Annotated in this window: 33 protein-coding genes; 29 read left to right on the forward strand and 4 right to left on the reverse strand. The window is 34.6% G+C overall.

The features are described 5' to 3' along the window. Positions 1–42 precede the first annotated feature (42 nt). Together acsn021_RS02000 and acsn021_RS02005 are read left to right on the forward strand one after the other, a co-directional pair. Positions 43–675 (forward strand): PBECR4 domain-containing protein, encoded by a 633-nt coding sequence (locus acsn021_RS02000; RefSeq protein ID WP_184094637.1) that lies wholly within the window; start codon positions 43–45, stop codon positions 673–675. Positions 676–1,047: 372 nt separating this feature from the next. Beyond that, positions 1,048–1,851: a type II toxin-antitoxin system PemK/MazF family toxin gene (locus acsn021_RS02005; RefSeq protein WP_184094639.1), complete on the forward strand. Its 804-nt coding sequence runs from the start codon at positions 1,048–1,050 to the stop codon at positions 1,849–1,851. A 148-nt stretch (positions 1,852–1,999) separates the two neighbouring features. Here acsn021_RS02005 and acsn021_RS02010 read toward each other — a convergent pair whose 3' ends face one another. Both acsn021_RS02010 and acsn021_RS02015 read right to left on the reverse strand, forming a co-directional pair. After that, complete coding sequence (locus acsn021_RS02010) at positions 2,000–3,052, reverse strand: tyrosine-type recombinase/integrase (protein ID WP_184094641.1); 1,053 nt, start codon at positions 3,050–3,052, stop codon at positions 2,000–2,002. Between the two features lie 153 nt (positions 3,053–3,205). Next, complete coding sequence (locus acsn021_RS02015) at positions 3,206–3,628, reverse strand: helix-turn-helix domain-containing protein (RefSeq protein WP_184094643.1); 423 nt, start codon at positions 3,626–3,628, stop codon at positions 3,206–3,208. 169 nt (positions 3,629–3,797) lie between these two features. Between acsn021_RS02015 and acsn021_RS02020 the strand changes: the two genes are divergently transcribed. The 22 genes from acsn021_RS02020 to acsn021_RS02130 all read left to right on the forward strand — a co-directional run bounded on the left by acsn021_RS02020 (position 3,798) and on the right by acsn021_RS02130 (position 18,310). Continuing rightward, the gene (locus acsn021_RS02020) at positions 3,798–4,007 is read left to right on the forward strand and encodes a helix-turn-helix domain-containing protein (protein WP_184094645.1); all 210 of its coding nucleotides are present in this window, start codon (positions 3,798–3,800) and stop codon (positions 4,005–4,007) included. 6 nt (positions 4,008–4,013) lie between these two features. After that, on the forward strand, positions 4,014–4,187 hold the full coding sequence (locus acsn021_RS02025; RefSeq protein WP_184094647.1) for a hypothetical protein: 174 nt from the start codon (positions 4,014–4,016) through the stop codon (positions 4,185–4,187). A 19-nt stretch (positions 4,188–4,206) separates the two neighbouring features. After that, complete coding sequence (locus acsn021_RS02030) at positions 4,207–4,383, forward strand: hypothetical protein (protein WP_184094649.1); 177 nt, start codon at positions 4,207–4,209, stop codon at positions 4,381–4,383. Between the two features lie 126 nt (positions 4,384–4,509). Beyond that, the gene (locus acsn021_RS02035) at positions 4,510–6,501 is read left to right on the forward strand and encodes a DNA primase family protein (protein WP_184094651.1); all 1,992 of its coding nucleotides are present in this window, start codon (positions 4,510–4,512) and stop codon (positions 6,499–6,501) included. Positions 6,502–6,715: 214 nt separating this feature from the next. Further along, on the forward strand, positions 6,716–6,880 hold the full coding sequence (locus acsn021_RS02040) for a hypothetical protein (protein ID WP_184094653.1): 165 nt from the start codon (positions 6,716–6,718) through the stop codon (positions 6,878–6,880). Positions 6,881–6,902: 22 nt separating this feature from the next. Next, positions 6,903–7,232 carry a hypothetical protein gene (locus tag acsn021_RS02045; protein WP_184094655.1) on the forward strand — a complete coding sequence of 110 codons (330 nt, stop codon included), beginning with the start codon at positions 6,903–6,905 and terminating at the stop codon, positions 7,230–7,232. 64 nt (positions 7,233–7,296) lie between these two features. After that, positions 7,297–7,569, forward strand: coding sequence for a transposase family protein (locus tag acsn021_RS22790; RefSeq protein WP_243167948.1), 273 nt, complete (start codon positions 7,297–7,299; stop codon positions 7,567–7,569). 6 nt (positions 7,570–7,575) lie between these two features. Further along, positions 7,576–8,406 carry an ISAs1 family transposase gene (locus acsn021_RS02050; RefSeq protein ID WP_243167949.1) on the forward strand — a complete coding sequence of 277 codons (831 nt, stop codon included), beginning with the start codon at positions 7,576–7,578 and terminating at the stop codon, positions 8,404–8,406. A 188-nt stretch (positions 8,407–8,594) separates the two neighbouring features. Further along, entirely contained in the window at positions 8,595–8,843 is a 249-nt protein-coding gene (locus tag acsn021_RS02055) for a COG3415 family protein (protein WP_184094657.1), read from the forward strand. 196 nt (positions 8,844–9,039) lie between these two features. Beyond that, complete coding sequence (locus acsn021_RS02060) at positions 9,040–9,537, forward strand: terminase small subunit (protein ID WP_184094659.1); 498 nt, start codon at positions 9,040–9,042, stop codon at positions 9,535–9,537. A gap of 19 nt (positions 9,538–9,556) precedes the next feature. Beyond that, positions 9,557–9,748: a hypothetical protein gene (locus acsn021_RS02065; RefSeq protein WP_184094661.1), complete on the forward strand. Its 192-nt coding sequence runs from the start codon at positions 9,557–9,559 to the stop codon at positions 9,746–9,748. A 200-nt stretch (positions 9,749–9,948) separates the two neighbouring features. Then, positions 9,949–10,659, forward strand: a complete 711-nt coding sequence (locus acsn021_RS02070; RefSeq protein ID WP_184094663.1) for a hypothetical protein — start codon at positions 9,949–9,951, stop codon at positions 10,657–10,659. Positions 10,660–10,717: 58 nt separating this feature from the next. Further along, on the forward strand, positions 10,718–11,005 hold the full coding sequence (locus tag acsn021_RS02075; protein WP_184094665.1) for a hypothetical protein: 288 nt from the start codon (positions 10,718–10,720) through the stop codon (positions 11,003–11,005). 2 nt (positions 11,006–11,007) lie between these two features. Next, on the forward strand, positions 11,008–11,172 hold the full coding sequence (locus acsn021_RS02080; protein ID WP_184094667.1) for a hypothetical protein: 165 nt from the start codon (positions 11,008–11,010) through the stop codon (positions 11,170–11,172). A gap of 66 nt (positions 11,173–11,238) precedes the next feature. Then, a complete protein-coding gene (locus acsn021_RS02085) occupies positions 11,239–11,553 on the forward strand; it encodes a hypothetical protein (RefSeq protein WP_184094669.1) in 315 nt (104 codons plus the stop codon). Next, entirely contained in the window at positions 11,537–11,983 is a 447-nt protein-coding gene (locus acsn021_RS02090) for a hypothetical protein (RefSeq protein WP_184094671.1), read from the forward strand. Before acsn021_RS02085 ends, acsn021_RS02090 begins: the two co-directional genes overlap by 17 nt. Beyond that, positions 11,958–14,630, forward strand: coding sequence for a tape measure protein (locus acsn021_RS02095; RefSeq protein WP_184094673.1), 2,673 nt, complete (start codon positions 11,958–11,960; stop codon positions 14,628–14,630). Before acsn021_RS02090 ends, acsn021_RS02095 begins: the two co-directional genes overlap by 26 nt. A 131-nt stretch (positions 14,631–14,761) precedes the next feature. After that, entirely contained in the window at positions 14,762–14,959 is a 198-nt protein-coding gene (locus acsn021_RS02100) for a hypothetical protein (protein WP_184094675.1), read from the forward strand. Positions 14,960–15,693: 734 nt separating this feature from the next. Then, positions 15,694–16,110, forward strand: a complete 417-nt coding sequence (locus acsn021_RS02105) for a helix-turn-helix domain-containing protein (protein WP_184094677.1) — start codon at positions 15,694–15,696, stop codon at positions 16,108–16,110. Positions 16,111–16,209: 99 nt separating this feature from the next. After that, positions 16,210–16,455, forward strand: a complete 246-nt coding sequence (locus acsn021_RS02110) for a hypothetical protein (protein WP_184094679.1) — start codon at positions 16,210–16,212, stop codon at positions 16,453–16,455. 399 nt (positions 16,456–16,854) lie between these two features. Further along, positions 16,855–17,067 (forward strand): hypothetical protein, encoded by a 213-nt coding sequence (locus acsn021_RS02120; protein ID WP_184094681.1) that lies wholly within the window; start codon positions 16,855–16,857, stop codon positions 17,065–17,067. 688 nt (positions 17,068–17,755) lie between these two features. Then, positions 17,756–18,310, forward strand: coding sequence for a helix-turn-helix transcriptional regulator (locus tag acsn021_RS02130; RefSeq protein WP_185264947.1), 555 nt, complete (start codon positions 17,756–17,758; stop codon positions 18,308–18,310). Positions 18,311–18,358: 48 nt separating this feature from the next. On the opposite strand, the gene acsn021_RS02135 is transcribed toward acsn021_RS02130, so the two are convergent. After that, a protein-coding gene (locus acsn021_RS02135; protein WP_243182316.1) for an IS3 family transposase occupies positions 18,359–19,509 on the reverse strand; the annotation gives its coding sequence in 2 pieces (ribosomal slippage) (positions 18,359–19,251 and positions 19,251–19,509; 1,152 coding nt in all). A 114-nt stretch (positions 19,510–19,623) separates the two neighbouring features. On the opposite strand from acsn021_RS02135, the gene acsn021_RS02140 reads away from it, so the two are divergent. From acsn021_RS02140 to ltrA, 5 genes are all read left to right on the forward strand, one after another. Then, positions 19,624–19,971, forward strand: a complete 348-nt coding sequence (locus acsn021_RS02140; protein WP_184096170.1) for a WYL domain-containing protein — start codon at positions 19,624–19,626, stop codon at positions 19,969–19,971. A 126-nt stretch (positions 19,972–20,097) separates the two neighbouring features. Further along, complete coding sequence (locus tag acsn021_RS02145) at positions 20,098–20,463, forward strand: RidA family protein (protein ID WP_184096168.1); 366 nt, start codon at positions 20,098–20,100, stop codon at positions 20,461–20,463. A gap of 498 nt (positions 20,464–20,961) precedes the next feature. After that, positions 20,962–21,795, forward strand: coding sequence for a transglutaminase-like domain-containing protein (locus acsn021_RS02150; RefSeq protein WP_184096166.1), 834 nt, complete (start codon positions 20,962–20,964; stop codon positions 21,793–21,795). Between the two features lie 306 nt (positions 21,796–22,101). Continuing rightward, positions 22,102–23,295, forward strand: coding sequence for an alpha/beta hydrolase-fold protein (locus acsn021_RS02155; protein ID WP_184096164.1), 1,194 nt, complete (start codon positions 22,102–22,104; stop codon positions 23,293–23,295). 518 nt (positions 23,296–23,813) lie between these two features. Continuing rightward, a complete protein-coding gene (ltrA, locus tag acsn021_RS02160) occupies positions 23,814–25,226 on the forward strand; it encodes a group II intron reverse transcriptase/maturase (RefSeq protein WP_184096193.1) in 1,413 nt (470 codons plus the stop codon). 157 nt (positions 25,227–25,383) lie between these two features. Here ltrA and acsn021_RS02165 read toward each other — a convergent pair whose 3' ends face one another. Beyond that, on the reverse strand, positions 25,384–26,517 hold the full coding sequence (locus tag acsn021_RS02165; RefSeq protein ID WP_184092720.1) for a toxic anion resistance protein: 1,134 nt from the start codon (positions 26,515–26,517) through the stop codon (positions 25,384–25,386). Positions 26,518–26,532: the final 15 nt, after the last annotated feature.

Consider the following 26,532-nt stretch of genomic DNA (forward strand, 5'->3'; position numbering starts at 1 on the left):
TAATCAGAGCTTTTTCTATTTGCGTGGGAACGAGGATAATAGATGTACAGTGCTATTGAGTTACATGAGGTAGAAGAAAAACCAAGAATTAGCGATATTACTATGGCTGTATTACAACAGTATTATGAAATTTATCTGATGCCATTTATATTTGAATATACGGTTACATATGAAAATGGAAGTGAAAAGATGTTACAGTTGAGATTTGATGAAGATAATTTTTGTCATCTTCTGGGTGTTGAATCAATTGCAAAAAAAGCAGTGAAATTTTCAATGTTAGCAGAGTATAGAGGGAAAAAGGGATGGGATAATGTAAAGAATGGGGTAATAACTTTTGCTTGTTTGAAAAAATTAAATCAAAGACAGTTTAAAAATGTAAAGGCTAAATATGTGTATTTTTACTTAATGCCAAATATGATTAGCAATCCATTGGCGATTAATTATAAGAGAGATTTGGTCGACCCTGAAACAAACATTGAATGTGAAATTATGTTTTACAGTTATTGTGAGAATGCTGTGATACATCTAGGGATAGAATATAGTGAAGATAAAGGCTACTATATTGCAAGATCTTTTTTTGTCGAGAAATTATCAAATGACAATCCAGTTGATAACTATATAAAAAATCAAGAAAATATTTCGGCAGATCTTAAAGCAAAGGTAATCATGCTTTAACTCAATATGTGCTTTACGGTTGCTATAGGTAAAAAACACGTAACTAACACTCTACTCAAAGAATCCAGCATTCATGCGGTTCTACAGTTCTCAAACAGCTATCAAAGAGATAAGAAAAGAATTTTTACAACCCCGAAAAACCCAGTGTTTTCGGGGTTTTCTTCATTTTATGGTTCAACTAAAATGGTTAAAAATCAACCTGTAATACACACACAATACACATGTAATACACAAGAAAATATGATTTTTTACTTTACTAAATCCTACAATGCTTGCTTCCGATAATTTGTATTTATTATTGTAAATACTAGTAATATATGATAATATATTATCGGATTTTGTAAGTTAAATACATAAAAGGAGAATAAAAATGTGGGAAAAGAGATAACCAAGGAAGAAGTAATTACTCATAAGAAGAAGGCTATTTCTAAATTGAACAGAACATTTGAAGCACTATTAAATAGTCCAAATCCAAAGCATCATAAGAAAGCAGATTTGGTTGCATATTGGATTGAAACATATAGTCATTACTTACTTAATGAAGAAAGATTTGACTATACTAGAGTTTTAAAATTCAACCGAGGTGACATAGTTAGTATAAACTTTGGATTTAATGTTGCCAGTGAACAAGGTGGTCTACATTATGCTATTGTACTTGATAATGATAATAAACATACATCACCGGTTATAACTGTTCTACCATTGTCATCAGGAACTGAAACGGATGTTCATGAAAGGGATGTGTACTTAGGTAATGAATTATATGAAAAACTTAAGCAAAAACACAATTCATTATCCCAAAAAATCAAAAGCGAACGTGATGAAGTATTACAGTTATTAGTGGGTTTACAAAAATCAATCACATTGATAGGAAAAGAGAACATAACTGGGCAGGAAGCATATAATAATTTAGAAGTATTAATTAATGAGACAAAAGAAAAGAAAGCAAACTTAGACAAAGAGTATGAAATTTTTCTAAGATATGAAAGAGAAATCAATAAACTAAAATCAGGAAGTATTGCTTTAATGGAGCAGATTACAACAATCAGTAAAATGCGTATTTATACACCAAAAAACAGTATGGATTTACTATATGGAATTAAGTTCTCAAACCCTGCTATGAATAAAATAAATGATAATATTAAAAAACTATTTTTGTATGAAAATAAATGTTGACTAGATGGCATATACTATAGTATAATAATCTAGCAGTAAGAAAAAAACAGCGCCTATAGGGCATAAAAAAAGACAGATTATTATGTGAAGACTCCATAGAAATATGGAGTCTTTTACGTTATTAAAAATATAGATTAAGTAGAGTATATTATATTTTGTTTATTGCAACCAGTAATTCATCAATTTCAATGTGGGTGTAAACCTGTTGTGTAACACCCTGACCCTTATGACCTACAATCTTTTTAATCATTCTTTCATCTACTCCGGCAACTGTTAAAAGTGAAACACAGGTGTGCCGGGTATCATGTGGTCTATGGTTCATGTTCATTTGTTCAATGAACGGTGTCCAATAACTATCATAGTAATTTCTATATTCAAAATGCTGACTATCAGGTGTTGAAAGAAGATAGTCACAATTATTTTTGTTCATCCAATCTTTGAAATAGGGTAAAATTTTATCGGCGATGGGAACTTTTCGTATTCCTGATTCTGTTTTGGATGCAATTACATCAAACCATTTTTCATTTAAGTTGATATTTTCTTTCTTTAGATCAAGGAGTTCTCCAATTCTTACACCTGAATAAATTAGCATTAAGATAATTTGAATGTATTCAGATGTAGTACTCCATTTCCAAACAGCCTGTACTTCCTTTTTTGTGAATGGCTTTCTATCAAAGGCATTCGGATTACCTGCTTTATTGATATTAACGTATTGAACAAGGTCACGTTCTTTGGATATAATTTCATGCATTATCGCGTAATCAAATAATTGACCAAACAAGACCTTTAGTTTACGTAAGGTCGGGAAGTTCTTACCAGATTCATCTACTACTTTTTGCAAATGACTAAGCTTAATATCAACAAAGTTCATATTTTTTACGGAATCACATAGAAGATAGGATGCTTTATATCCATTAATATTTGATTTGGATATTTCTTGGAACTTCTTTTCTGACCATTTATCATATATTTCTGAAAAGGTGATGGTTGCAGCATGAAGATTATAGGGATCTTTGTTATAATCAGCTAAAGCCTGTAAGGCTTCTTCGCGTTTAGTATAATATCCAATAGTAATATATTTTTGTTTTATTTTTTCACCCTTTTCATCAAATTCCCATCCGTCAGTTTTTCTTGCTCTCCAAGGGTTTCTTCTTTTGCCGGGTAATTTATGGACTGAACCATATCCATTAGGTAATTTCATAACATTTTCCTTTCTTAAAAATGGGTGCATTTTATAAAGGAATATGCTATACTAATGGTGTCTTGAAGAGTATCGCATATCCTTTATTAGGTTTATGGGTTACATCTATAAAAATCCGTTCCAGTGCTGCTACACTGGGGCGGTTTTTTAGCTTTATTGACTATGCTTTCCGTCACTTATGTATTTTGTAATTCTTAAATCAACATTTTCTTTGATGATACTTTCAAGAGAGTTCATTTCATCATCTGAAATGAAAATATCTTGCCCAGATTCTTTTATGTGTATTACCCATTTATCATTATAAGGGTTTTCACTCACTTCATACCCCAATCCTAAAAGGTAATTGAAAAATGTAACTCTTTCACTTAAGGATTGTAAAGGAGATATGCCTAATAAATCAGAAATGTCTATTTCTAAGGCGGTGGCAATTTTCTTCAAGGTGTCCATTTGAGGGGAGTTTTTATCATTCTCAAATTGTCCTATCATTTGTTGAGTAACATCTAATCTTTTGCCAAGTTCGGCTTGTGTTAACCCTTTTTGCTTTCTAAACTTTTTTATATTTGTTCCTACACTCATTCTTATACACCATCCTTTTCATTGATAGCATATCATAAACAAAAGAAAAATAAAAGAAATTTCTTGTAAAAAAGCGTTGACACAATATATAACTTGTAATACAATTAAAACACAAGTTATTTCTTGTGTCAATATGAAAATGATAAAATCAAGAAAGGGGATAAGCAGAATGAAAATCAATAAAAGAAAATTACAAATTGCAATGGCTAACGCTTGCCTTAACATGGATGACTTAGCAGCTTTAGCAGAGATTTCAAGGGTTTCTATTTCTAAGTATCTTTCGGGCTTAAGAACTCCAAAACCTAAGACACTTGGTAAAATTGCAAAAGCTTTAAAAGTACCTGTTGAAAATCTTATTGATATGGAAAGTGAGGTTTAAAGGACTATGAACAAATTAACTGTTGCACAAACTGCTCGCCTGATGAATAAATCAGAACAGTTTATAAGAGTTGGTTTACAAAGGGGAATACTTCCCTTTGGCTATGCAGTAAAGACAAGCACTAAATGGAATTACTATATTTCTATATCAAAGTTTACGAATCAACAGGTATTGATGTAGTTTAGTGGGGGTAGTGTTAATGAGATATCGTATTGAATATGCTGACGGTAGACGTTGCAGCGTTGCCATTAGTCGAAATGATTTATTAAATCAGTTAAGAACTTCAAGTAGTAAAATTTCAGATATCAGAAAGCTATATAAAAGCGGTGTTTCTGATTCTGTTATGGCAACTTATAAGCAATACATAAAGTTGTAAGTAGGTATTTAAGCAAAGAATATATAAGTGTTCGCACCGCTTATACATTTTAGATGTAACCCAAGACAACCAAACCAATGGTATATGCTAAAAATAAAAAATTTAAAAGAAAGGTGGTGATATACAATGCGAACTGTAGAAAATATTGGAAAGATTATTTTTAATGATGAGTACTGGAAGGGTGGCAATAATGGCAATTTCAAAGCACCTTATAATAGCAGTGAACCCAAACCATTTGATCAGGCAAAACAATATAGATATATATGTGGAGTAATTCAACAGCATGTGATAATGGTTGACTATGACAATGAAGAAGCATTTGAATGTAGGCTTAAAATTGCAAAAGACCAAGGGCAAAACTGTATTGTTGTAAGATCACCAAATAAAGGTGGTCATTTTTACTGGTTCAATAAACAACAGATACCAGTTAAGAATAATTCGGGCAACAAGACAGTGTTGACACTTTCTCCTGTAGATTATAAAGCGGGAATTAGGAAGGTAGCAAATACTGGAGAAGTAAAAAGGTCGAAATGTGCCGGAAGTCTGTCAACAGAATCAGGGGAATTACGTGAAATTCTATATTGCAGTATTAAAGAAGATAATACACTTGATGAAATTCCATTCTATGATCTTCCTTTAAACACTGGGGAAAAGTTTGATTTTTTGGGTATGGGGGAAGGTGATGGACGACAGGATGGACTTTTCACCTACATGAATCCTGTTAAGGGTGCCGGATATTCCTATGAACAGTTTAGAGTAGTTGCTGAAATCATTGAACAATATGTTTTTTCAATACCTTTGAGTGAAGAATTTGAAAATGCTGTACGTAGGGAAGCATGGGACACATTAACAGCTTGTAATGATTCGCTTTTCTTCAAGGGTACAGTGTTCCTATTTAACAAGTTTGGGGATTATCTCATGGAAAAGTACCATGTAAAGAAAATCAATGGTTATATGCACTCATATAAAGACGGTGTGTATATTCCAGGGTATGAGCCAATAGAAAAGTTGATACTTGATGAAATTCCATCTTTGACTAAGACAAAAAGAAATGAGGTCTTGGACTATTTGAGAATCAGAGCAGAAGAAAGACCGACGGCGGACTTGCACTTGATAGCTTTTAATAATGGTATTTACAATCTTTATACCGGACAGTTAGAACCATTCAATCCGCAGCACATAATTACAAACAAAATATCATGGAATTATAACCCTGATGCAAAATCAGAGTTAGTGGATAGTGTACTTGATAAATTATCATGCGGTGATAAAGAAATACGGTATGCGTTGGAAGAAGTGGCAGGTGCTTGCCTATATCGGTCTGCTTCACTTGGTGGCGGTATGGCTGCTATCTTGGTGGGGGATAAACATAATGAAAAAAGTACCTATATTTATATGGTGGAAAGTATGCTTGGTAAAGAAAACTATTCCGCTGCTGACATGGGGGCATTAGGGAATAGGTTCATTACTATTACGCTATACGGAAAACTTGCAAACATAGGTGATGATATATCAAACGGATATATTGCAGATGCATCTATATTTAAAAAATTGGTTACTGGTGAGGAAGTTCAGGCAGAAGAAAAGGGTAAACCTGCAATTAATTTTGTATCATATGCAATGCACATTTATTCTGCAAATGACATACCGCACATGAAAGACACTACAGGGGCAGTACTTAGAAGATTATTATTGATTCCTTTGAATGGGAAGTTTACAAAAGACACCCCTGACTATGACCCATTTATCAAGTACAAACTGGGACAGGCTGAACATATGGAATATTTTATTCATCTTGCCATATGTGGATTACATGATGTACTTGATAATAAAAGCTTTACAGTTCCCGCAAAAGCAGAGCAGCAGAAAATAAGTTATGAAGTGGAAAACAACCAGGTGTTAGCATTTATCGAAGATGTTGGAACAGAAAGTATTATTAATGAACCGACAGCAGACGTATATAAAAGGTATCAACTATTTTGTGCTGATAATGGATTTCAACCGGGAAGTAATTTGACCTTTTCAAAGAATGTTAACCGTACTTTGGGAACAAAAATTATAACAGGGCATATCGGAACAGGTAAAAACAGAAAATCGGTCAAGATGTTCTCTGAATAATGGCATTGTTGGTACTGTAATGGCACTATAAACAATTGGGTTTGAAGGTGGTAAAAATAAGTTGTGGTACTGTTGGTACTGTAATAAGTAACTTCTTTATAGAAAAAATAAAAAATTAATTTTTTTAATATAATTTTTTTAGATATAAAGTAATATATTTTACCCCTTTGAATAGTACCAACCGAACCACCAGTAGAAAGGATAGGTAAAAAATATGGAATGGTGTCCAATAGTAAAGGAAGGGTGTAAAACAGATTGCACATGGTTTGCAGAAGGTGAGTGTGCATTTGCAAAACTGCATTACATTTCCAATAGTTTAGAGGAAATAAGAGAAAGTATTGATTCATTGGAAAAAACAATTGAAAATAAAGAATTTTAAGGGAAGGGTCAGGTGACAGGATATGAAAAAAGAACTAAAAAGTAAAATTGAATCAGTATGTGGAGCAGTTAACCAGATTTTTGATAATAAGACTGCAAAAAAATTAATCTTAGATTTTGCAACAGCAGTTGCAGAAGCACCCAATGAGGAATTAGCACAGGAAGTAGTTGATATGGTTATTAATTCTGTGAATCAAGTGTTGGACAAGTCTAAGCCTATACTTAAGATTATGCCGGGACGACTTCATATGAGTGAGGAAGTATTAAAATACGCAACAGATCAAGAAGTATTACAGTTACAAGAGATTTGCAAAAATATCAATGAAAGGGTAAAGGGCACGACAAACGCATGAAAAAATAAATAGTGAAGAAAAGAAAGAAACATGATACAATCAAGCCCAAAAGGGGCTGATAAAAATGAAAACAATATTAGAATATGTAAGTACGGTTACAGACCACAGGCAGCAACACAAAGTACTGCACAAAATGATGGACATTATTATGCTGGTATTTTTTGCATCACTGGCCTATGCGGATGACTGGGTGGAAATTGAAGTATTTGGAAAAGAGCACGAAGAATTCTTAAGGAGATATCTGGAACTTCCCAATGGAATACCCTCTCATGATACTATCCAACGCGTGTTTGCGATGGTATCACCGGAATTTCTGGAAATCTTTCAAAGTGAATAGAATGAGATGTTAAACAAGGCAGAGGGAGGGAAACTCAGGAAAATCCTTGCAATTGACGGAAAAACCCAGCGTGGAAATTCGAATAAAAACCAGAAAGCGAATCACATCGTAAGTGCAGTGGATGAAAAGGGGTTTTGTCTGGGACAAACACGAGTGGAAGAAAAAACGAACGAGATTAAGGCCATCCCAGAACTGTTGGAGCGTTTAAACATAAAAGGAACCATTATTACAACAGATGCAATGGGGACACAAATTGAAATCGTAAAAAAGATTCGTCAGAAGCGAGCAGATTATGTGCTGGCTTTAAAGCGAAATCAGGGAATGCTGTATGAGGATGTGAGCCTTTATTTTAAGGATATACAAATGAAAGAAAGCTGTGAATATAGAAAGACAGTAGAAAAGGCAAGAGGAAGAATTGAAAAACGGGAATACTGGCAAACGGATGACATAGCATGGATGAAGAAGGGAAAAAAGGATTGGAGCGGTCTTAAAACGATTGCAATGACTCGAAACACCATAGAAGAGAATGGTTTAAAAACAGTGGAAGAACGATACTATATCAGCAGTTTGGAAAAAGATGTGAAAGAGGTGTCGCGAGCCATTCGTGGGCATTGGATGGTAGAAAGTTATCACTGGCATTTGGATGTAACATTTCGGGAAGACGGAAATCGTACCTTGGAAAAACAGGCGTCCGATCATTTAAATATAATCCGGAAGATGGCATTGAATATCCTAAAGGTCTATGAGGTAGGAAGCAGGCCACTTAGTATCAAGAAGAAACGGTTTGCGATTGGGACAAATCCAGAAAAACATTTGGAACGAATCTTAGAACTATAAAATAAAAAGGGAACCAGCATTTTTTATTGGAGTTACAGTTTCATGCGTTTGTCGTGGGGTAAAGGGTGAATAAGGTTGACAGCAAAAACAGATGATGTACTGTTTAATATTTCCGACACCCTAAAAAGGGGCAAATGAATATAGTCAGATTTGTCAGTCCCTAAAAAGGAAAGGCAGGTGAGAAGTTGGTGAATAAGAATACAGAGAATTTGAAAGAGTTAAGAGATATTATTGGGTTTGAACAATTTAAAGTAGTTACTAAACTTATGCCGGGGAAGCTTTTACATATTTCTGATTGGGGTGGCTTTATATCGAAAGAAGAACGTGATGCAGCAATTCGTAAAGACCTTTATCATAATATGGGTATACCGGAAATTGCAAATAAATATGGTCTTGGTATTCATGCCATATACAAGATTACAGAACATAAGAAATAAAACCATCAAGTATATGAAAATAACCGTCATATGACCATTATATAAAGTCAGATACGGTTATTTTTATGTGCTTACGGTTGGTTGATTTTTTGGTTTTAGAAATTTCTTAAGAAAATACTAAATATTGTATATAAGCTTGATTTGCTATCTATATGAGGTATAATTGAGAAAAAATTGAGAAAGGCAGGTGGGCATATTGGCAAAATTAACTGATAAACAACAAAGGTTTGTAGATGAATACCTGATTGACCTGAACGCAACACAGGCTGCTATTCGTGCGGGATATTCAGTAAATAATGCTGATGAAATAGGCTCTGAATTGCTAGGGAAAACTAGAGTTTTAGAAGCGGTATCTAAAGCAATGGCAGAGAGGTCAAAACGAACTGGTGTAACTGTTGATAGAATCGTACTTGAACTTGCTAAAATTGCATTCATTAAAATGACAGATGTTGTTGATTCAAAAGGCAGAATAAAGGAGACTGCAACAGATGATGATTTATCCTGTATTGAATATATCAGATACAAACAATTAGATTCTGATACAAGTTCGTTAGAGGAAAGGGAAGTGAAAATTGCATCCAAGGTTAAGGCCCTTGAATTACTAGGTAAGCACTTAGGGATGTGGAATGATAAGCTTAATGTAAGCGTAACACTTCCTGTTGTCATATCCGGGGATGATCAACTTGAAGACTAAAAGAAGGTAGGTGAAAATTATGAATGGTTTAATTGAAAACAAAAAGAATCCTAAAACATGGGGGATAACACAGCAAGAAATGAACTTTGCAGATGAGTATGTAATGTTATACTTTCACTCTCCATCAATTTATGCGGGAATGGGTGTGGATGCTGCAAAAAATGCCGGGTATGAAATACCTGTAGATGACAATAAAGCGGATGTCCTTTAAAAATCCCTGCTAGTAAAGAAGGAAATTAAGAACTACATAAATTTTGAGATTGCACGATTTAGAGATATTTTATCGGGTGAACAAAGAAGAAACCTTTGGAGGTATATTTCTGATTTTTCAGGTGGTACACCTGAAGCTGGTACTACATCTGATGATTATGGTAGCATAATCAGACACTAGAAAGGAATTGTGAAAATAGTATGGAAGAAAAATTATATGAAACTTGTGCAAAACAGGTAGTGGTATTATTACGGGATTATAGGGTTGAACTTGATAATATAAAAGAAAGTACCCAAAAGGTAAAAGCTGATCCAAGGTATACGGAGTTAGGGAAAAAACAACTACTTACTGGTTTAGTAAAAGAATTAAAAGATTTGAATGAATCGACAACAGAGGCATTGAAAAAAATTATCTTAACCTTTTGTGACAAATACAAAGTGACTTTCAGTGATGATAAAGGTCAACATCAAACAGAAATAGCTAATGCATTAAAGATTATTGATATGTGCGGTATGAATCTTAGTGTTGAACTGCTTCAAAGCACTATTGAACCATTGAAATCATCATACAAGTCGTTAAAAATGATTCGTGGTGTATTGGAAGCTAAGGATAGTAATCCAATGTTACCAGAACATTATGATATGGAAATATTTAATATGTTAGATGGTTATATGGGTTCAAGTGTAAGTATTGAAGATTATACCAATTTCTTTGACAGGATAAAAGAAATTTTGAATTATCCAGTGATATTTGATTCTGGTATTGGTGCAATAATATATGGGGGGAGCGAGATGGTACAAATAAATGATACTACACCTTACAATGTGTTATGTCTTGGTGATAACATGATGAATGTTGGCAAAATGTATGAAGTGTTATCCCAAGAATATTTACTTGTATTTGAAAAATAAGGCTTATGATTAAAGGTGCATTATATTATTGCACCTTTATTTTTGAAAGTGAGGTAAGGTGAAGGTGCCAGATATTGAAAAGTTATTCAAAGATTTAACCGAAGTTACTATAGAAAAAAAGCAGATTGTAGAAAAGGAACAAGAACTAAAATCGGAGCTTATCAAAATTATGGAAGCAGATAAGATTAATCTTCTAGAGAATGCCCGGATAAAAATAAATTACGTGAAGTCGTTCAATAGATGCACTGTAAATTCAGAACTGCTAAAAAGGGACTACCCAGAAGTGGCAAAGATATGTATGAAAACAACTTTTATTGATCCATTTTTGAAAGTAAAGGTGATTTAGTGATGAATGAGCAACTTAAAGTGGAGTATTTGTTGAATGACATTACGATTATCAGAAACATGAGCCAGTTCGAACTTGCAGCCCTGTTACTAGATGAAGGGGTTTTACTGTTGAGTGTGAACAACGATAAAATTTGTCATATAAGGAAAAGAAAACGTAAGAAGTAAAATCCATTGTATGTGTATTTGGAATAGTTATATGAGCGTTATATGAGAAAAGAAAGGGTGAAAATAATGAATGAAAAGCAGAATATAAAAATATTTAGTGATTTATGTAGGGACTGTATGGAACAGAATAAAAAGTTAATAGATTATGTAGAAGGTTCAAAGGATATTGAAAAAGTTCAAATAGGTAAGGCAATCAGAATATTAAAAAGACTAAGAAAGTCATTGTTGGAACTACAGAAAGAAGATTCTAAGCTTACAAAATACATAGGTGATCCGGTACAGTACCAGTTAATATTAAAGCCTTATAAGGAATTGTTAGAAGGGATTAAAGAAGAAATTAACGTATTAGTGAAAGGAAAATTTAATGAACCAGAACATTGAAGTAATTAATAAAAATTTGTGGGCAGTAAATCAAGAATATGTAAGACAGGGCTTTATCAAAGAACTTTCTATTTTGCCCGGAAGTAATCCAGAATCAAAAGATGCAAGTCTTTCCAACGACGGAAAACTTATTTTGAATAAGTCTTCTCCAATGTATGATACTTTAAGTAAATTTGTACCTAGGGTTATGGATATGGCAGATGACATATTACAAGATACATATGAAAAGATGAAAAAGATTCAAACTCCTGACAATTATGAAAAACTTTATCTTAGTGTATTGGGGTGGGAAATAAAAAGACGGCATGTAAGGGCTGAATATTTGGATAGCTTACACAAAGCAAATTATAAAGATAGATTGAAAAATATAATTATAAATTGGATTAGAAGGAAGGTGAACCAATATGTCATCAATAAGAACGGCAATTGAATTATATGATGCTTTTTCAACTCCTATGATGTCAATTGTAAATGCTGTTAGTTTGGGTATGTCTGCAATTACAGAGCTACAATCAACAATGAATGAATCTGTATCATTTGATGTTGCTGATACTGCTAGAGAACAAATGAATCAAGTAACTGCAGCTATTGAAGAAGCAAGGGCAAAACTTGCTGAACCTGTCACACATGAAAATACCTCCCTTACGTGGGATTCTCCAACAATGGATACATTTACAACATCTGGTATTGAACGTTTTCAGCAGGAGCTTCAAAGTGCAAATTCCATAATGGAATCACTGAATACTACACAAATGAAGATTGCAACCCAAGCTCAAAGAACAGAAATTTTTCCACAAAATATGATTAGCGATATGACTGATATGCAAAGTCATATACAAGCTATTCAGCAAAAAATACAACAATTGGAAAATAATCCAATGAATATGGGGGTTACCGGAGCTAATAACGAACTTGAACGTTTGCGGTCACAGTTAAGCCAGGCATTAGGGGAACAGAATCAACTTAACACTGCAATGAACAATATGGATGTAGGTAGTGCAAATGAAGCTTATATGAGGTTATCCCAAACGATTGCTACTACAGAAAGGTATATCAGGGATAACACGGATGAACAGGGGCGGTTTAATCAAGCAGTTCAAAACTGTTATTCGCAGACAATGAAAGTATCAGATGGTTTTGCGGGATGGCAAAGAGCGATTATTGTAGCTAATCAAGCAATGGGGTTAATAAAAAGTACGCTTAGTAGTATTGGGGTCATGGATATGAGTGGTGCATTTAATCGGTTAGATACTATGAATCGATTTGAAAAAACCATTACTATTATGACTGGTGATGCCCATCTTGCAAATGCAGCTTTGTCACAATTAAGGGAAACAACTCTTGGTACTGCTTATGGGTTGGATGTTGCTGCAAAATCCACACAAGGTTTCATGACACGTGGTATGTCTTTGGGGGCAGCAACAAATCAAGTACGTGTGTGGGCTGATGCAGTTAGTTTTTATGGCGAGGGTACAAATGCACAGTTAGAAAGTGTAGTGGATGCAATTGGTAAGATGTATAGTAAGGGTAAAGTCGAAGCAGATCAGCTTGACAGGCTTTTTGATGCAGGTATTGGAGCAGCAGAAATTTATGCTAATGCGGTAGGTGAATCGGTAAGTGCGGTCAAGGAAGACTTGAGTGCAGGTACTATATCTGCATACAAATTCATTGATGTTGTAAGTCAGGCTATGGATTCGGGTATATCAGCAGGTGCAGCAAAAGATGCAGGTAGTACATGGGCAACTACTTTTGCTAATATGCATGCAGTAATTACAAGAGGATGGACAAGTATAATTACAGGGTTGGATGCTGCATTAGCTTCTCATGGGTTACCAAGTTCTATGGAAATGGTATCATCTTTTGGAAATAAAATGGAAAGCGTACTTAATTCAGTTGGTAATGCAATGAATTTTTTAGTAGATGTCACCATGAATGTGTACGACATTATGAGTACAGTCAGTGGTTTCATAGCTGATAATTGGTCAATAATAGAACCACTAATTATTGGAGTAGTGACGGCAATGAGTTTATATACAGCAGCATTAATTGCTAACAATATAGTACAGGGTATAAGCAATGTACAAAAAGCCTTTGCAGCGGTTGCAGAATATAAAAATGCTAAAGCTATTTTAGCAAATTCCGCAGCTTATACGGCTGAAACAGTGGCTACGGCATCCGCAACAGTGGCACAAGCGTCATTTAACACTGCTTTAGCAGCGTGTCCTATAACATGGATCATAGTGGGAATCATTGCAATTATTGCAATCTTTTATGCAGCTGTTGCAGCGGTAAATCATTTTGCCGGAACTTCTGTTTCTGCCACTGGTTTGATTGCGGGGGTTATTGCACTCGCAGGTGCTGCTATATGGAATACAATACTGGGTGTAATTAATTTCATCATTGGAATTGGTGTTGAACTTTATAATCTAATTGCTACATTTGCAAATTTCTTTGCTAACGTCTTTAATGACCCAGTTGGTGCTATTTTGAACTTGTTCAGTGGAATGTTTGATTTTATCCTTGGTATTGTTCAGGATGCTGCAAAGTTAATTGACACTATACTAGGAACAGATATGGCAAGTGCGGTTGAAGGATTTAGGAATGACTTTGCAGATGCCGTTAATGATATTATTGGTGATCAGACGGTTGTAATGGAAAAGCTTGATGCTTCTGATTATCAATTTGATGGTATTGATTACGGTGATGCTTGGGATGCAGGGTATTCGTTTGGTGAAGGCATTGATGAAAAAATTTCTAACTTTGAACTATCCGATATATTTGGTAAAAATGATATTTCAAATCCAGACATTGACGCTTCTAACATGGCAACTGATATCAGTGGTATAGCAGGAGACACCAAAGATGTAAAAGATTCCTTAGATATCAGTCAGGAAGATTTAAAATATATGCGTGATATGGCAGAACGTGATGCAGTCAATAGGTACACAACAGCAGAAATTAAGGTTGATATGACAAATAACAATACTGTCAGTTCATCAATGGATTTGGATGGAATGATTCATGAACTTGCAGTAGGGGTCAATGAAGCTATGGATAAGGCAGCGGAAAGGGGGTAATAAATAACATTTCCTAATTTGTAGAAAGCCTTTGATTGTCATTCAAGGGCTTTCCATTATACCTAAAAAATGATAGTATAAAAAGTGTAGTATAAAAAATGATAGTATAAAAAGTGAGGGTGAAGTGATAAGTGGTTTATATTCCTGATGAATGGTTCAATAATCCGCAGAATAAAGATGCAGTTTTTGAATTGCTTGGAAATAATACCGATGTGATACATGAGAATCAAAGTGAAGTAAAAATACAGATATTGACCAGATTAAAAGATTTAGGTGAAACAATAATACTTGAACATTATGAAAAAAATGAAATAGCGTTTGATTCTTAACACCGTCATATAAGGCGGTGTTTTTGTTTACCAAAGAAATAATCAAGTAATCAATTTTAGTGGTTATATAAACATTATATGAGTTTTAGAAAGGTTAGGGACGAAATTCGTCTGCAACTCATTTTTTAAATCTTTCATTGAAATCTGAAAGAAATCAACCCCGCTAATAAAGTGTTCCCTATTGCATTTAAAATTCCGACTTGGAATCAAATTCAAGAACTTGCTCAATCCAAGCTGCAATAATTCTTTTCATTGATTTTTAGTCACCTTTCTTAGTATAAGTATTAGTTCAAAGTAAAGAAATTACAATATATAGACTTTAAACCTAAATTCTAATACAAATTATTGTATGCTTGCATTAATATGTTATATGGGGTTTATATGAGTTGTCAGATATGAAAGAATATGGTAATATAATGTCATGGAATAATCGTGTTGCAGGGTGTGTTGACCTCATTCTTTCAGGATGGGGGTGATGCCTATGAAAAATCAAAATAATTTTGATTTTAAGGATTTATTGTCCTTTGGTCTTTTCCTTTTGGCATTACTTACATTCGTTTTTACGTTTTGTAAGTAGCTATACATAGCAAAAACCACCCTGGTATACTTGGCGGTTACTGGGTGGCTTTGCTATCTCTTTAACAGGTCAACCACCTTGTGGACGGTTGTTCCTTTTTCTAACCTAAGAATACCACATTTGAATGTGGTTTGTAAAGAGGGAGTGTGATAATTCAATGTTCAAAGAAGAACTAAAACAGATCATGGTTGATTTAAAACTTAGTCAAACAAAACTTTCTGAACTTACTGGGATTGGTAAAAGTTCAATAAGTCAGTATCTTTCAGGAAAGAATGTACCTACAGAATCAAGACAGCGTGAGATAGCAGAATCACTTGGACTTAACGCAAATTATTTTCTTGAAGAATCGGACAATCAAGAACAGGTTAATTATACCCCAATTAAAAAGCTACAACCGGAACAGGCGGGTAAGTTAATGGGCATTTCAAAAGATACTGTTAGAAAAGGGTTACAGGATGGTATTTTCCCTTGGGGATATGCAGTAAAAACTTCGCCTAAAAGATGGACTTACTTCATCAATGCACAGAAATTTGATGAAATTGAAAGAATAAATATAGAAACAAAGGACGAGTAAATAAGAGTTAAAATTATAATTAAGCATTTAATGGAGAATGAATTTTAATAGTCAATCATATTTAATAGACGTAAGTGAATAATACTCTTGTAATACACAATGGGTTACACAAGTACTGATTTTACTGTCAATGAAACTATCAAAGAGATAATAAGCAGGTATATTCAAACCCTTGTAAATACTACATTTGCAAGGGTTTTTTCTTTACTCTTAACCAGTTTTATGAGAGGAGAAAAACTGACTGACAGTGCTATTAACGGTACAATTAAAGGTGCTTCAAGAGTAACTGGATATAATGGAAATGCTAATAGTTATAATGAGATTATGGTACAAGTGCTGTTATAAATAGTGAGGGCATGACATTCTATACACTTGGGATGGTACGAAAGGTGGCAAAGCTCAACTGTATGTTGATGATATGTCAAAGCCTAATAATACTACGATCGCTAAATTTGACGATGTAAATACTCCGAAATATAATCTTTATATTGGTACATTAGCAGAAGTTGCAGGTCCTAAGTTTTTAAGTGATTTACATGAATTTATAGTGAGTTCAGTCGTACAAAAAGTAATTGCTTTAAAAGTGGTCCTAGAAGTTAAAGAACAACTCCAGTTAAGCATAGATGAGGAATTCAGCGTCCGGCATGTTCGATTGAGTGTCTTTTGTTAACGATGTAGTAACCATTGCCTATATAAAAGAGGTAATAGTATGATATAATAATTCATATACATGGAGGATTATTTATGGATTTTATTATGTTAGCTATAGTAATTTATGCAGGTGTTATTTTATATCTGGATATATTTAAGTGGGATTGGCTTTCAAAACATCAGCATAGAAAGTTATTTAGTATGTATGATTGGATTGAAGATAAGTGGGGAGATAAAGGTGTACGTATAACAATTGGAGCCACTATGATAGCCGTTATAGTATTTTTTATAACGGATTTGATATAAAGTAAAAAAAGAAATAAGCATCCTTCGGGGGTGCTTTTTTCATACACGAAACCACTCGAAAGAGGTGAGCCTGATTGGCGGACTCAAAAATATAATTGATATTAAATACGAGGTATGAATACTGGATATCCAAGCACTCATACCTCAAATGTATTATAGAAAGCTAATTTACAGAAATTATTTTACTCACTCTTCTCATGTCATATTACTGAACTATAACACATCTTACCAATTCTAAGTAGTCTCCTTCTGAGACAGATATATAATTATTTCCAGTATAATTGTTATTTGAAAGTATATCATCATGTCGACTATCACTATAAATACAGTAATAACCAGAGTCCGTTCCAGAAGCCAGTTTATATTCTCCAGCAGGGATATCTACTCCAACTTTGTATTGTCCTTCTTCATAAATTGTCATAGTGTCTAGTAGTGACGGTTCTGATGTAGGGGTAGGTGTACTGGTAGGCGCTAAAGTAGCGGTTGGTAATGGTGTTGATGAAGTTTCAGTTTCATTAGCGGATTTATTTTGATTTAATATGTCTCGGGATGTTTTAATTTCACTAGATTCCCACCCAGTCAGCAAAACAATTAATATTGTAATTAGGTAAGTTTTGTGTGGAAAAATTGAAAGAAATGGTATAATAAGATTTAGAGAATCAATTATATTTAAGAATTAGGCAGGTGTATGATGAAGATTGAAAGATTACTTGCAATAACGAACTATTTACTCTCAAATAAAAGAGTAACTGCTCAGATGCTGTCAATGCGATTTAATGTATCTACAAGAACTGTGATGAGAGATATTAACACTCTCTCTTTAGCAGGAATACCTGTCGTTACGTATTATGGATCAGATGGTGGATATGAAATACTTGATTCATTCAAGTTGGATCGGCAATTGGTAGGAGAAAAACAATTTTCATATGTTATTACTGCCTTACAAGGGTTACAAACCGCATTTGATAATGATGAGTTGAATGATACATTGGAAAAGATGCAAGCGATTGCGCCAGAGGGAACTGGTGAAATTTTATTAGATTTTGGAGTCTTAAGGGAAAATAATAATACGAATGACAAATTGATTCTTTTACAAAGAGCTATTAACATTCGACAAAAAGTTATATTTTCATATACAAATGCAGATAATGAAGAAAAAGACCATGAGGTTGAGCCGGTTGCAACGATGTATAAGTGGTATAATTGGTATCTACTATGTTATTGTCCTAAATATGAACTATAGTCAAGTAAGTAGACACGATTATTAGAAAAAACTTTCTGGAAACAGTTACTAAGCTTGATTCCAGAAGAGTTCCTCCTTTTCATTGGGTGTTAGCATTCCAAGAGAACTGTGTGGTCTTCTGGAGTTATAGAAACCTTCAATATACTCAAATACAGATAGCTGCAGCTCCTGTAAAGAGTAATAGGTTTTTCGGTTGGTTTCTTCTTTTTTCAAATATTTGAAGAAACATTCACAGCAGGCATTGTCGAAGGGATAACCTTTCTTAGAAAATGACTGCACTACATTAAGAGAATCCAATAACTGTCTGAATGAAAATGCAGTATATTGAGATCCCCGATCAGAGTGGAACATGAGGCCTGTAGGGTATTTCCTTTTATCATAAGCTTTTTTGAATGCAGTCATTACCAAAGTGACATCAGGTCTTGCTGAAATGTTCCAGGAAATGATTTTGCGAGAAAATAGATCCATTACAATACAGAGATAATACCATTTCCCAGAAACTTTGATATAAGTGAAATCACTTGCCCAGACAATGTCAGGGGATTTCTGGTTGAACTCCTGATGGAGATGATTGGTGCAATTGCCAGTATCTTTATGCCGATAGTTACGATATGGCTTCACCGTTGACATTCGTGGTAATTGAAGTGTTTTCATCAGGCGGTACACTCGTCCAACACTGATGTGAATGCCATGATCACGCTGGAGGACATAAGTAATCTTATATGCACCAAGACGCTTGTTATAATCGGCGTAGATATGGAGAATCCGTTTGGCTATCTCCTGATTTTCCTTGGTGCGTTCAGCAGGTACTGAGTGAAAATGCTTATAATAGGTACTTCTGTTTACACCTAATACATTGCAAAGAATCTTTATGTCATGCTGAAAACGAAGCTTATGAACAGCATCTAATCGTTGCTGGAGTGTGGCGTGAAGATGGCAATCGCTTTTTTTAGTATGAGGAGTTCCTCCTCAAGCTGAGCATTGCGTTTTTGAAGATCCTTCACTTGTTTGGCGGTCAAGACCTCGCCATCATCCGTTTTGACGGTTGAGTATTGCTTGATCCAACGGGTAAGAGCGGTTAGGGAAACACCGTATTCTTTACAGAGAACAGCCTGTGTTTTACCGCCAGATTGATAAAGGTTAACGAGAGTACGTTTGAAGTCCTCGTCATACCGTGTTCCATTTTTACTTGTGGACATGAGTAGATACCTCCTTTTTTTGTCTACTTAATTGTAATATATGGTTACTTATCGTGTCCACTTTTATAATATAGATCCAATATGATGATTATAGAATATTTAAGCTTGTAAGAATTGAGAACGCTATCAATTGCAGAACAGAGGAATAGTAAATTACATAGTGTTGCTGAAGCAAGAAAGAAGTGGGAACAGGCTAAATATACGCAAAAGATTATTAGAGTGAAGTTATTATGTAAAAGTAGTATTAAGGCTAAATGCGAGGAATACTTAAATGGAGAAATTGTTGAAGAATATGAGGGTGGAGAATTTCTATATGAGATGAATGTTCCTGAGAATGAGCACTTTTGGTATGGGACCATACTAGCATTTGCTGATCAAGCTATAGTCATTGAGCCTCCTGATTTGGTAGAAAGAATTTGCTTGAATTGTAATCAAACATTAAAACAATATGAAGAAGTGTGACATACAGGTGTCAGACTTCTTTTGCTATAATGGCTTTATAAGGAGGGCATATGAATAGAGAAAAAGTAATATCTATTGAAGAAGCAAAAAATTATTTGATGTGATTATGAAGCAGAAGGAGGATTTATGAGTAGTATTGTCAGAACAAATGTTAATGAAGAATATGCTTATTCTGAGATAGTAGAAGCAGGGGATTTTGTATTTCTAAGTTTTTGTGTAGGAAATGTAGGAGCCTCAATTGAAAATCATGTGCATGGTGCGCTAAATGATATGGAAAAACGTTTGGAAAAAATAAACTTGTCTTTGTGTAATGTGGTTAAGATGGATGTTTTACTTAAGGATGTGTGGAATATTCCGATTATGGAAAAAGTTTTTAAGGAGCGATTTGGTAGTGTATACCCAGCAAGAAAAACGATTCAGACAGAGTTTGCTCATATAGGTGGACCGGACGGTCTGCATGTTCAGATTGATGCAATTGCATATAAAAAATAAAATTTGATATGGGGACTTTGCTTTTATCGCGGTTTGGTATGTATTTTTTGTAAGGGTTGGTGTAATTTATAAAGGATGAAGGGCTTGATACATTTATAGTTAGTTTTTATGAAATGTCTTAAGACGTAATAAAACGTCGTGGGTGTGAAACGTATGTGCAACAACTAACACAACAAACCCTGTATTTCTGCGCTTTTCAAGCTCTCAAACGGTTGACAATGAGATAATAAACAGATATATTCGAACCCTTGTAAATACTACATTTGCAAGGGTTTTTCTTTCTTATTTGTAACAATTAGTGCATCCGACGCTTCTATATTCTCAAGTAATTATCCATCATCTTTTGAATGACTTTATTAGTTAAAGACTGTAATGACAATCTATATGAAGTATTATATAATTGTGGTAACAGCTTGTAAAAAATAACAGTATAGTCGTGTTAAGCACTTTGCTATTATAATCAGTTGCAAATAATAAATATAATAGGGGGATTATTTGATGTTTGATGTATACACTGGAGTAATCAAGATGATGAAAGATTTTCGTGAGGATGGTATGGACATAACAATAAAATATTTAATAAACGATGATTATAAGGATTTATTAGAAACATATAAATTAAAAGAAATTGTTGGTAATACAGAAGGAGATTTTAATAAGGCTATAAACTTGTTGAAATGGATTTCATCGAATGTTTACCATTACGGTAATTATAAAAATCACATAACAAATACGGCAATGGATTTATTCGAATATTCCTTCGGAAAGGGTGAAGCATACGGAATAAATTGCCGTTCTTTATCCCTCGCTTTAACGGAATGTTTACTTGCAATAGGTATAAAAGCACGCACTGTATACATAATGCCATTCTCACCTTATGACTTTGATAATCATGTTGTCTGTGAAGCTTTTATAAGTGAGATTAATAAATGGGTTATGCTTGATCCAACATATAATTTGTATGCCACTTTTAATAATATTCCATTAAATATACTTGAACTACGTAGCTTATTAGCAGATCAAGAGAAAGTGAATTTTAATGACGAAGCAAATTATAACGGAACCCCAATAAATAAAGATGAAGTATTGACCTATTATGCAAAAGATTTATTCAGATTTATGATTTGTGAGATGCAAGGAAAAAACGTTCAAGATATGGATGGACGAAGGATTATAAATATCACTCCATGCGGATATGATGTTAAATATAATACTTTAGCAAATATTGACTATCGTTTAAAAAAATGGGGGAATAATGATGATTTGAAGGCTTTTAGAAAAAGTTCAGAAACAGATAGTTTGATTTATAAGGGATTAGATATCTTATATTAATTCATTAAGGAATGTGTTCAGGTTAGGAATACTCGTAAAATAATAGATCCAGTGTATGGACTTGGTATGAAAGCACTGTCCAGTCTATGGGGTCTATTTTTACAAATTGAAAGACAATATGGAAAATATATACAGAGTATGTTATAGTAGGAATTGTAATAGGAACAATCTTTAAGAAACAGATGATAAAGTTGCAGTTGGTATTTTACGCTGCCAAAAGGTATAAAACAATTGTAAGATGGGAGGGTAGGGGTTACAAATGAGGGTTTCTAAAACTATATAAAAAATAATTTGGGGGTATTAATTATGAAAAGGAATCTAAAGAAAACTTTAAGTTCTTTGCTCATCCTTGTGATGATGGCATTTAGTTTTACTACACCATTAGGCATATCGGCAGCAACGCTACCCGTTTTGCCGCCAAGTGGGTTTGACGGCTATAAGGCAAACGTAGCACATGGTACCATACAGTATATTAATTACTATTCCAACGCGACAAAAAACACTCGAAGAGCAAAAATCTATCTGCCGGCTGGATATAGTACCAGCAAGAAATATAGTGTTATGTATTTATTGCATGGTATTGATGGAACAGAAGACGATTGGACAACGAGAGGCGGAAGTGTACATTATATTATGGATAATCTGATTGCAGAAGGAAAAATCAGTCCGTCGATTATTGTTATGCCTAATTGTACTGCGGCAGCTTCTGGTGTTGATAAGTATGAGAATGTAACAAATGATATTTTATATAACCTTATACCTTATGTTGAAAGTAACTTTTCTGTTTATACAGACCGTGAACATCGTGCAATTTCAGGACTTTCTATGGGAGGAGGACAATCCTTTAATATTGGTCTTCCAAATCTGGATAAATTTGCTTATATAGGAACATACTCTGCGGCACCAAATACATATTCTAATGAACGTTTATTCCCGGATGGAGGTGTTAAAGCAAAGCAAATGTTAAAGTTGTTCTTTATTTCATATGGAAGTAAAGATAGTCTTATCAATTTTGGTACAAGGGTTCATACCTATGCTGATTCAAAAGGTATTCCTAATATCTATTGGCTCTTAGATGGAAGAGGACATGATTGGAGTGTTTGGAAACCAAGTGTATGGAATTTTCTGCAATTATTAGAGGAACGAGGCTTCAATGCAGGTAGTACAACACCTACCCCAACACCTACGCCTACACCTCCAAGTGGTAGTGTGATTTATGATTACTCAGTTGTCAGCGATTGGGGAAGCAGCTTTCAAGGAGAAATTACTGTAAAAAATAATTCCAATAAGACATACAATGGATGGTCATTATCCTTTGATTATAATAGTACAATAAATAGCCTTTGGGGTGTTGATTTTGTAAGCCAAACTGGTACGAAAGTTGTAGTAAAAAGCCCCTCCTGGGATATGACGTTATCCCCGGGAGAAACTGTTACAATCAGCTTCATAGCAAGCCTTGGAAGCAATAAGAACGCACCTGTTAATTATTCTTTGAATTAGTAAATAAAAGATTCTTTAAAGACTAGAAGAATCGCACTATAAATAAAGTATGTTAATAAAATCCTTGTAGACTTGGTGTCTGCAAGGATTTTATTAGGTGCGCCCAGCATGGGCGCAATCTCATGGGTTCAAGTCCCTAGCACATCCTAGTAGTGGAAAGTGCATAGCCTAAGACAAGGGTGTCGTTCGTGAGAGCGAATCTGAAGGAAGTCCGTGGGCAAATCTCTGGTCTGACGAACAGAAATCACATATAAGGCAAACTTTTGTGGGTAAGGCTGCCTAACAAGTCAAAGCCCTATAACTACTCGAAAACAAAAGGTGTAAATGTGGCAGATAGATGGAGAGGAAGATTGCGTTCTTACCTGGGGAGACCTTAGAGGTAAGTTGTGGAAATGAACTTTGAAACAACAACCCATATAGTGATGTATGGCTGAACTCTAAGGGGTCAGCAGAGGTCATAGTACTAGAGGTTGTCGACGACCAATAGGAAGGACTGAACAATAGGAGGTTTTAGAAGTTTGAAAGAAACAAAGAAATGTGATGAAAGCAGACAACTGAATATAAAGTCAGGTCATTTGCAAAAAGATAGAGTGGAACTCGAAAGATATGCAAAGACGCCGAGCATTTCTATGACGTCAAAGAACAGACAGAACGCTAGAAGTGAGTATCACTATGGATTGTTAGAGAAAATCATCAGTAATGAAAATCTGAATGAAGCCTTTAAAAGAGTAAAGAAGAATAAAGGAAGTCATGGAATTGATGAGATGGGAGTAGATGAACTTCTACCGTATCTTAAAAGACATGGCGAAGAACTTAAGCAATCCATAGTAAATGGAAGTTATAAACCCAATGCCGTTAGACGAGTAGAAATACCAAAAGAAAACGGGAAAACAAGACCATTAGGAATACCGACTGTAGTAGACCGAGTGATACAGCAAGCAATATCACAAGTGCTTACCCCAATCTTTGAGAAGAAATTTTCAGAGAATAGTTATGGGTTTCGACCAAACCGAAATGCGCATCAAGCCATCTTAAAGTGTAAAGAATACATGGATGAAGGCTACCGATGGGCAGTAGATATCGATTTGGAGAAGTACTTTGATACTGTAAATCATGATAAATTAATCGGACTGATTTATAAAGAAGTAAAGGATATACGTGTAATCGGACTGATAAGAAAGTATCTAAATGCAGGAGTAATGGAAAAAGGTCTAACTACTGTAACCACAGAGGGAGTACCACAAGGCGGAAATCTGTCTCCATTACTTAGTAACATTATGTTACATGAATTAGATACGGAACTGGAAAGACGAGGATTGAGATTCTGTCGTTACGCAGATGATTGTAATGTATATGTCAAATCAAGAAAATCCGCTGAACGAGTTATGAAAAGTATCACGAAGTTTATTGAGGAAGACTTAAAACTCAAAGTAAATAAAGAGAAAAGCAAGGTAGACCGACCATGGAAACTAAAATACTTAGGATACACCTTTTATCCAAAGAAAGGTGAAATGGGAATAAGAGTTCATCCGATATCAGTCAAGAAAATAAAGGGAAAACTAAAGAACCTCACTGGAAGAAGTAATGCAATGAGCATGGAAGTTAGAGCAATGAAACTAAGACAACTAATGGTTGGCTGGGTAAGTTACTTTAAACTTGCAGATATGAGAAGTACCTTAAAAGAACTCGATGAATGGTTGAGGAGACGTATAAGACTTTGCTACTGGAAACAGTGGAAAAAGATTAAAACGAAATACGATAACTTAGTAAAGCTAGGTGCATTAAAGTGGAAGGCATGGGAACATGCGAATACAAGAAAAGGCTACTGGAGAATCTCCAATAGCCCAATCCTAGCTACAACTCTTACGAACAAACATCTTAGAGAACAAGGATTTATAACATTAACAGAAAGATATTTACAAGTAAGGTAATTCTATTGAACCGCCACGTGCCGAACGGCATGCGTGGTGGTGTGAGAGGACGAATAATCAATTAATGATTATTCTCCTACTCGATTGCAACCAGTATGAGCGCCTTTTAGTTACGACTCCTGAGTATGAGAGTAAAGTGTAATTATCTTGATTTAATCTAGTTCTTTAAATTAAGGAGTTTATTCTTTAGCTCTGTTTCGATGCGGTTTAATTCAAGTTCTGCTTCTTTTCTCTTTTGACGGCCTTCAGTCTGTATGCGAAGAACTTCATCAAGTGTGGAAATCAATGATTCGTTGGTGGTGCGAAGTGTCTCTATGTCAACAATGCCCCGTTCCGATTCCTTTGCTGTCTCAATTGTTGCCATCTTAAGAGTTTCAGCATTTTTTCTTAACAGTTCATTTGTCATATCAGTAACTTCCCTTTGTGCTTTAGCGGCTTGGGTAGAATGGGCAACCCCAAGGGCAAGCACCATCTGACTTTTCCAGAGTGGTATTGTATTAACCAGAGTTGACTGAATTTTCTCAGTCATTAAAGTATCATTTCCCTGTACCAGACGAATCTGCGGAGCCATCTGTATGGAAATCATTCTGGTGAGCTCTAAGTCATGGATTTTCTTTTCAAAACGGTTTATGACAGCTACAAGGTCATTTACAGCCTGTGCATCTTCCGGTAAACCGCTTAGGCTGGATTTCTCAACTAATTTAGGCAGTTCTTCTTCCTGAACTTGTACAATCTTCTTTTTACCTGCCAGAATGTACATGGACAACTCCTTGAAGTAAGTTTTATTCAGCTCATACATTTTATCCAGCATGGAAATGTCTTTAAGCATCTGAATCTGGTGTGTCTCTAAAACCTTACAAATTTTATTGATATTTGCTTCAGCTTTATCATATTTCGTTTTCATTATATTTAACTTGTTAACGTTTTTTTTGAAAAAACCAAAAATTCCTTTTTCTTCTGTATCTGCATCAAAGTTCTTTAATTCGATTACTACATCAGAAAGCATATTCCCAACTTCCCCTAAATCTTTGGTTCTTATATTATTCAAGGCTGATTCTGAGAAATCAGCGATTTTTTTTTGGGAGCCTGCTCCATATTGGAGAATTTGCGTGGACTTTGTAAGGTCTATTTTACTGGAAAAGTCCTCTACCATTTTTATTTCTTCTGCTGTTAATGTACTTTCATCCAATTGCTGAAGCTTCTGCTTTTCCTCCGGATGCTTCAGTGTTGAGGGTTCTTTTACATCCTCTTCAAAAGGGTCAAAGGTTAAAATAGGCATTTCTCCGTTCATTCATTAATCCTCCGT

This window comes from Anaerocolumna cellulosilytica (genome assembly GCF_014218335.1).
Taxonomy (GTDB): Bacteria; Bacillota; Clostridia; order Lachnospirales; family Lachnospiraceae; genus Anaerocolumna; species Anaerocolumna cellulosilytica.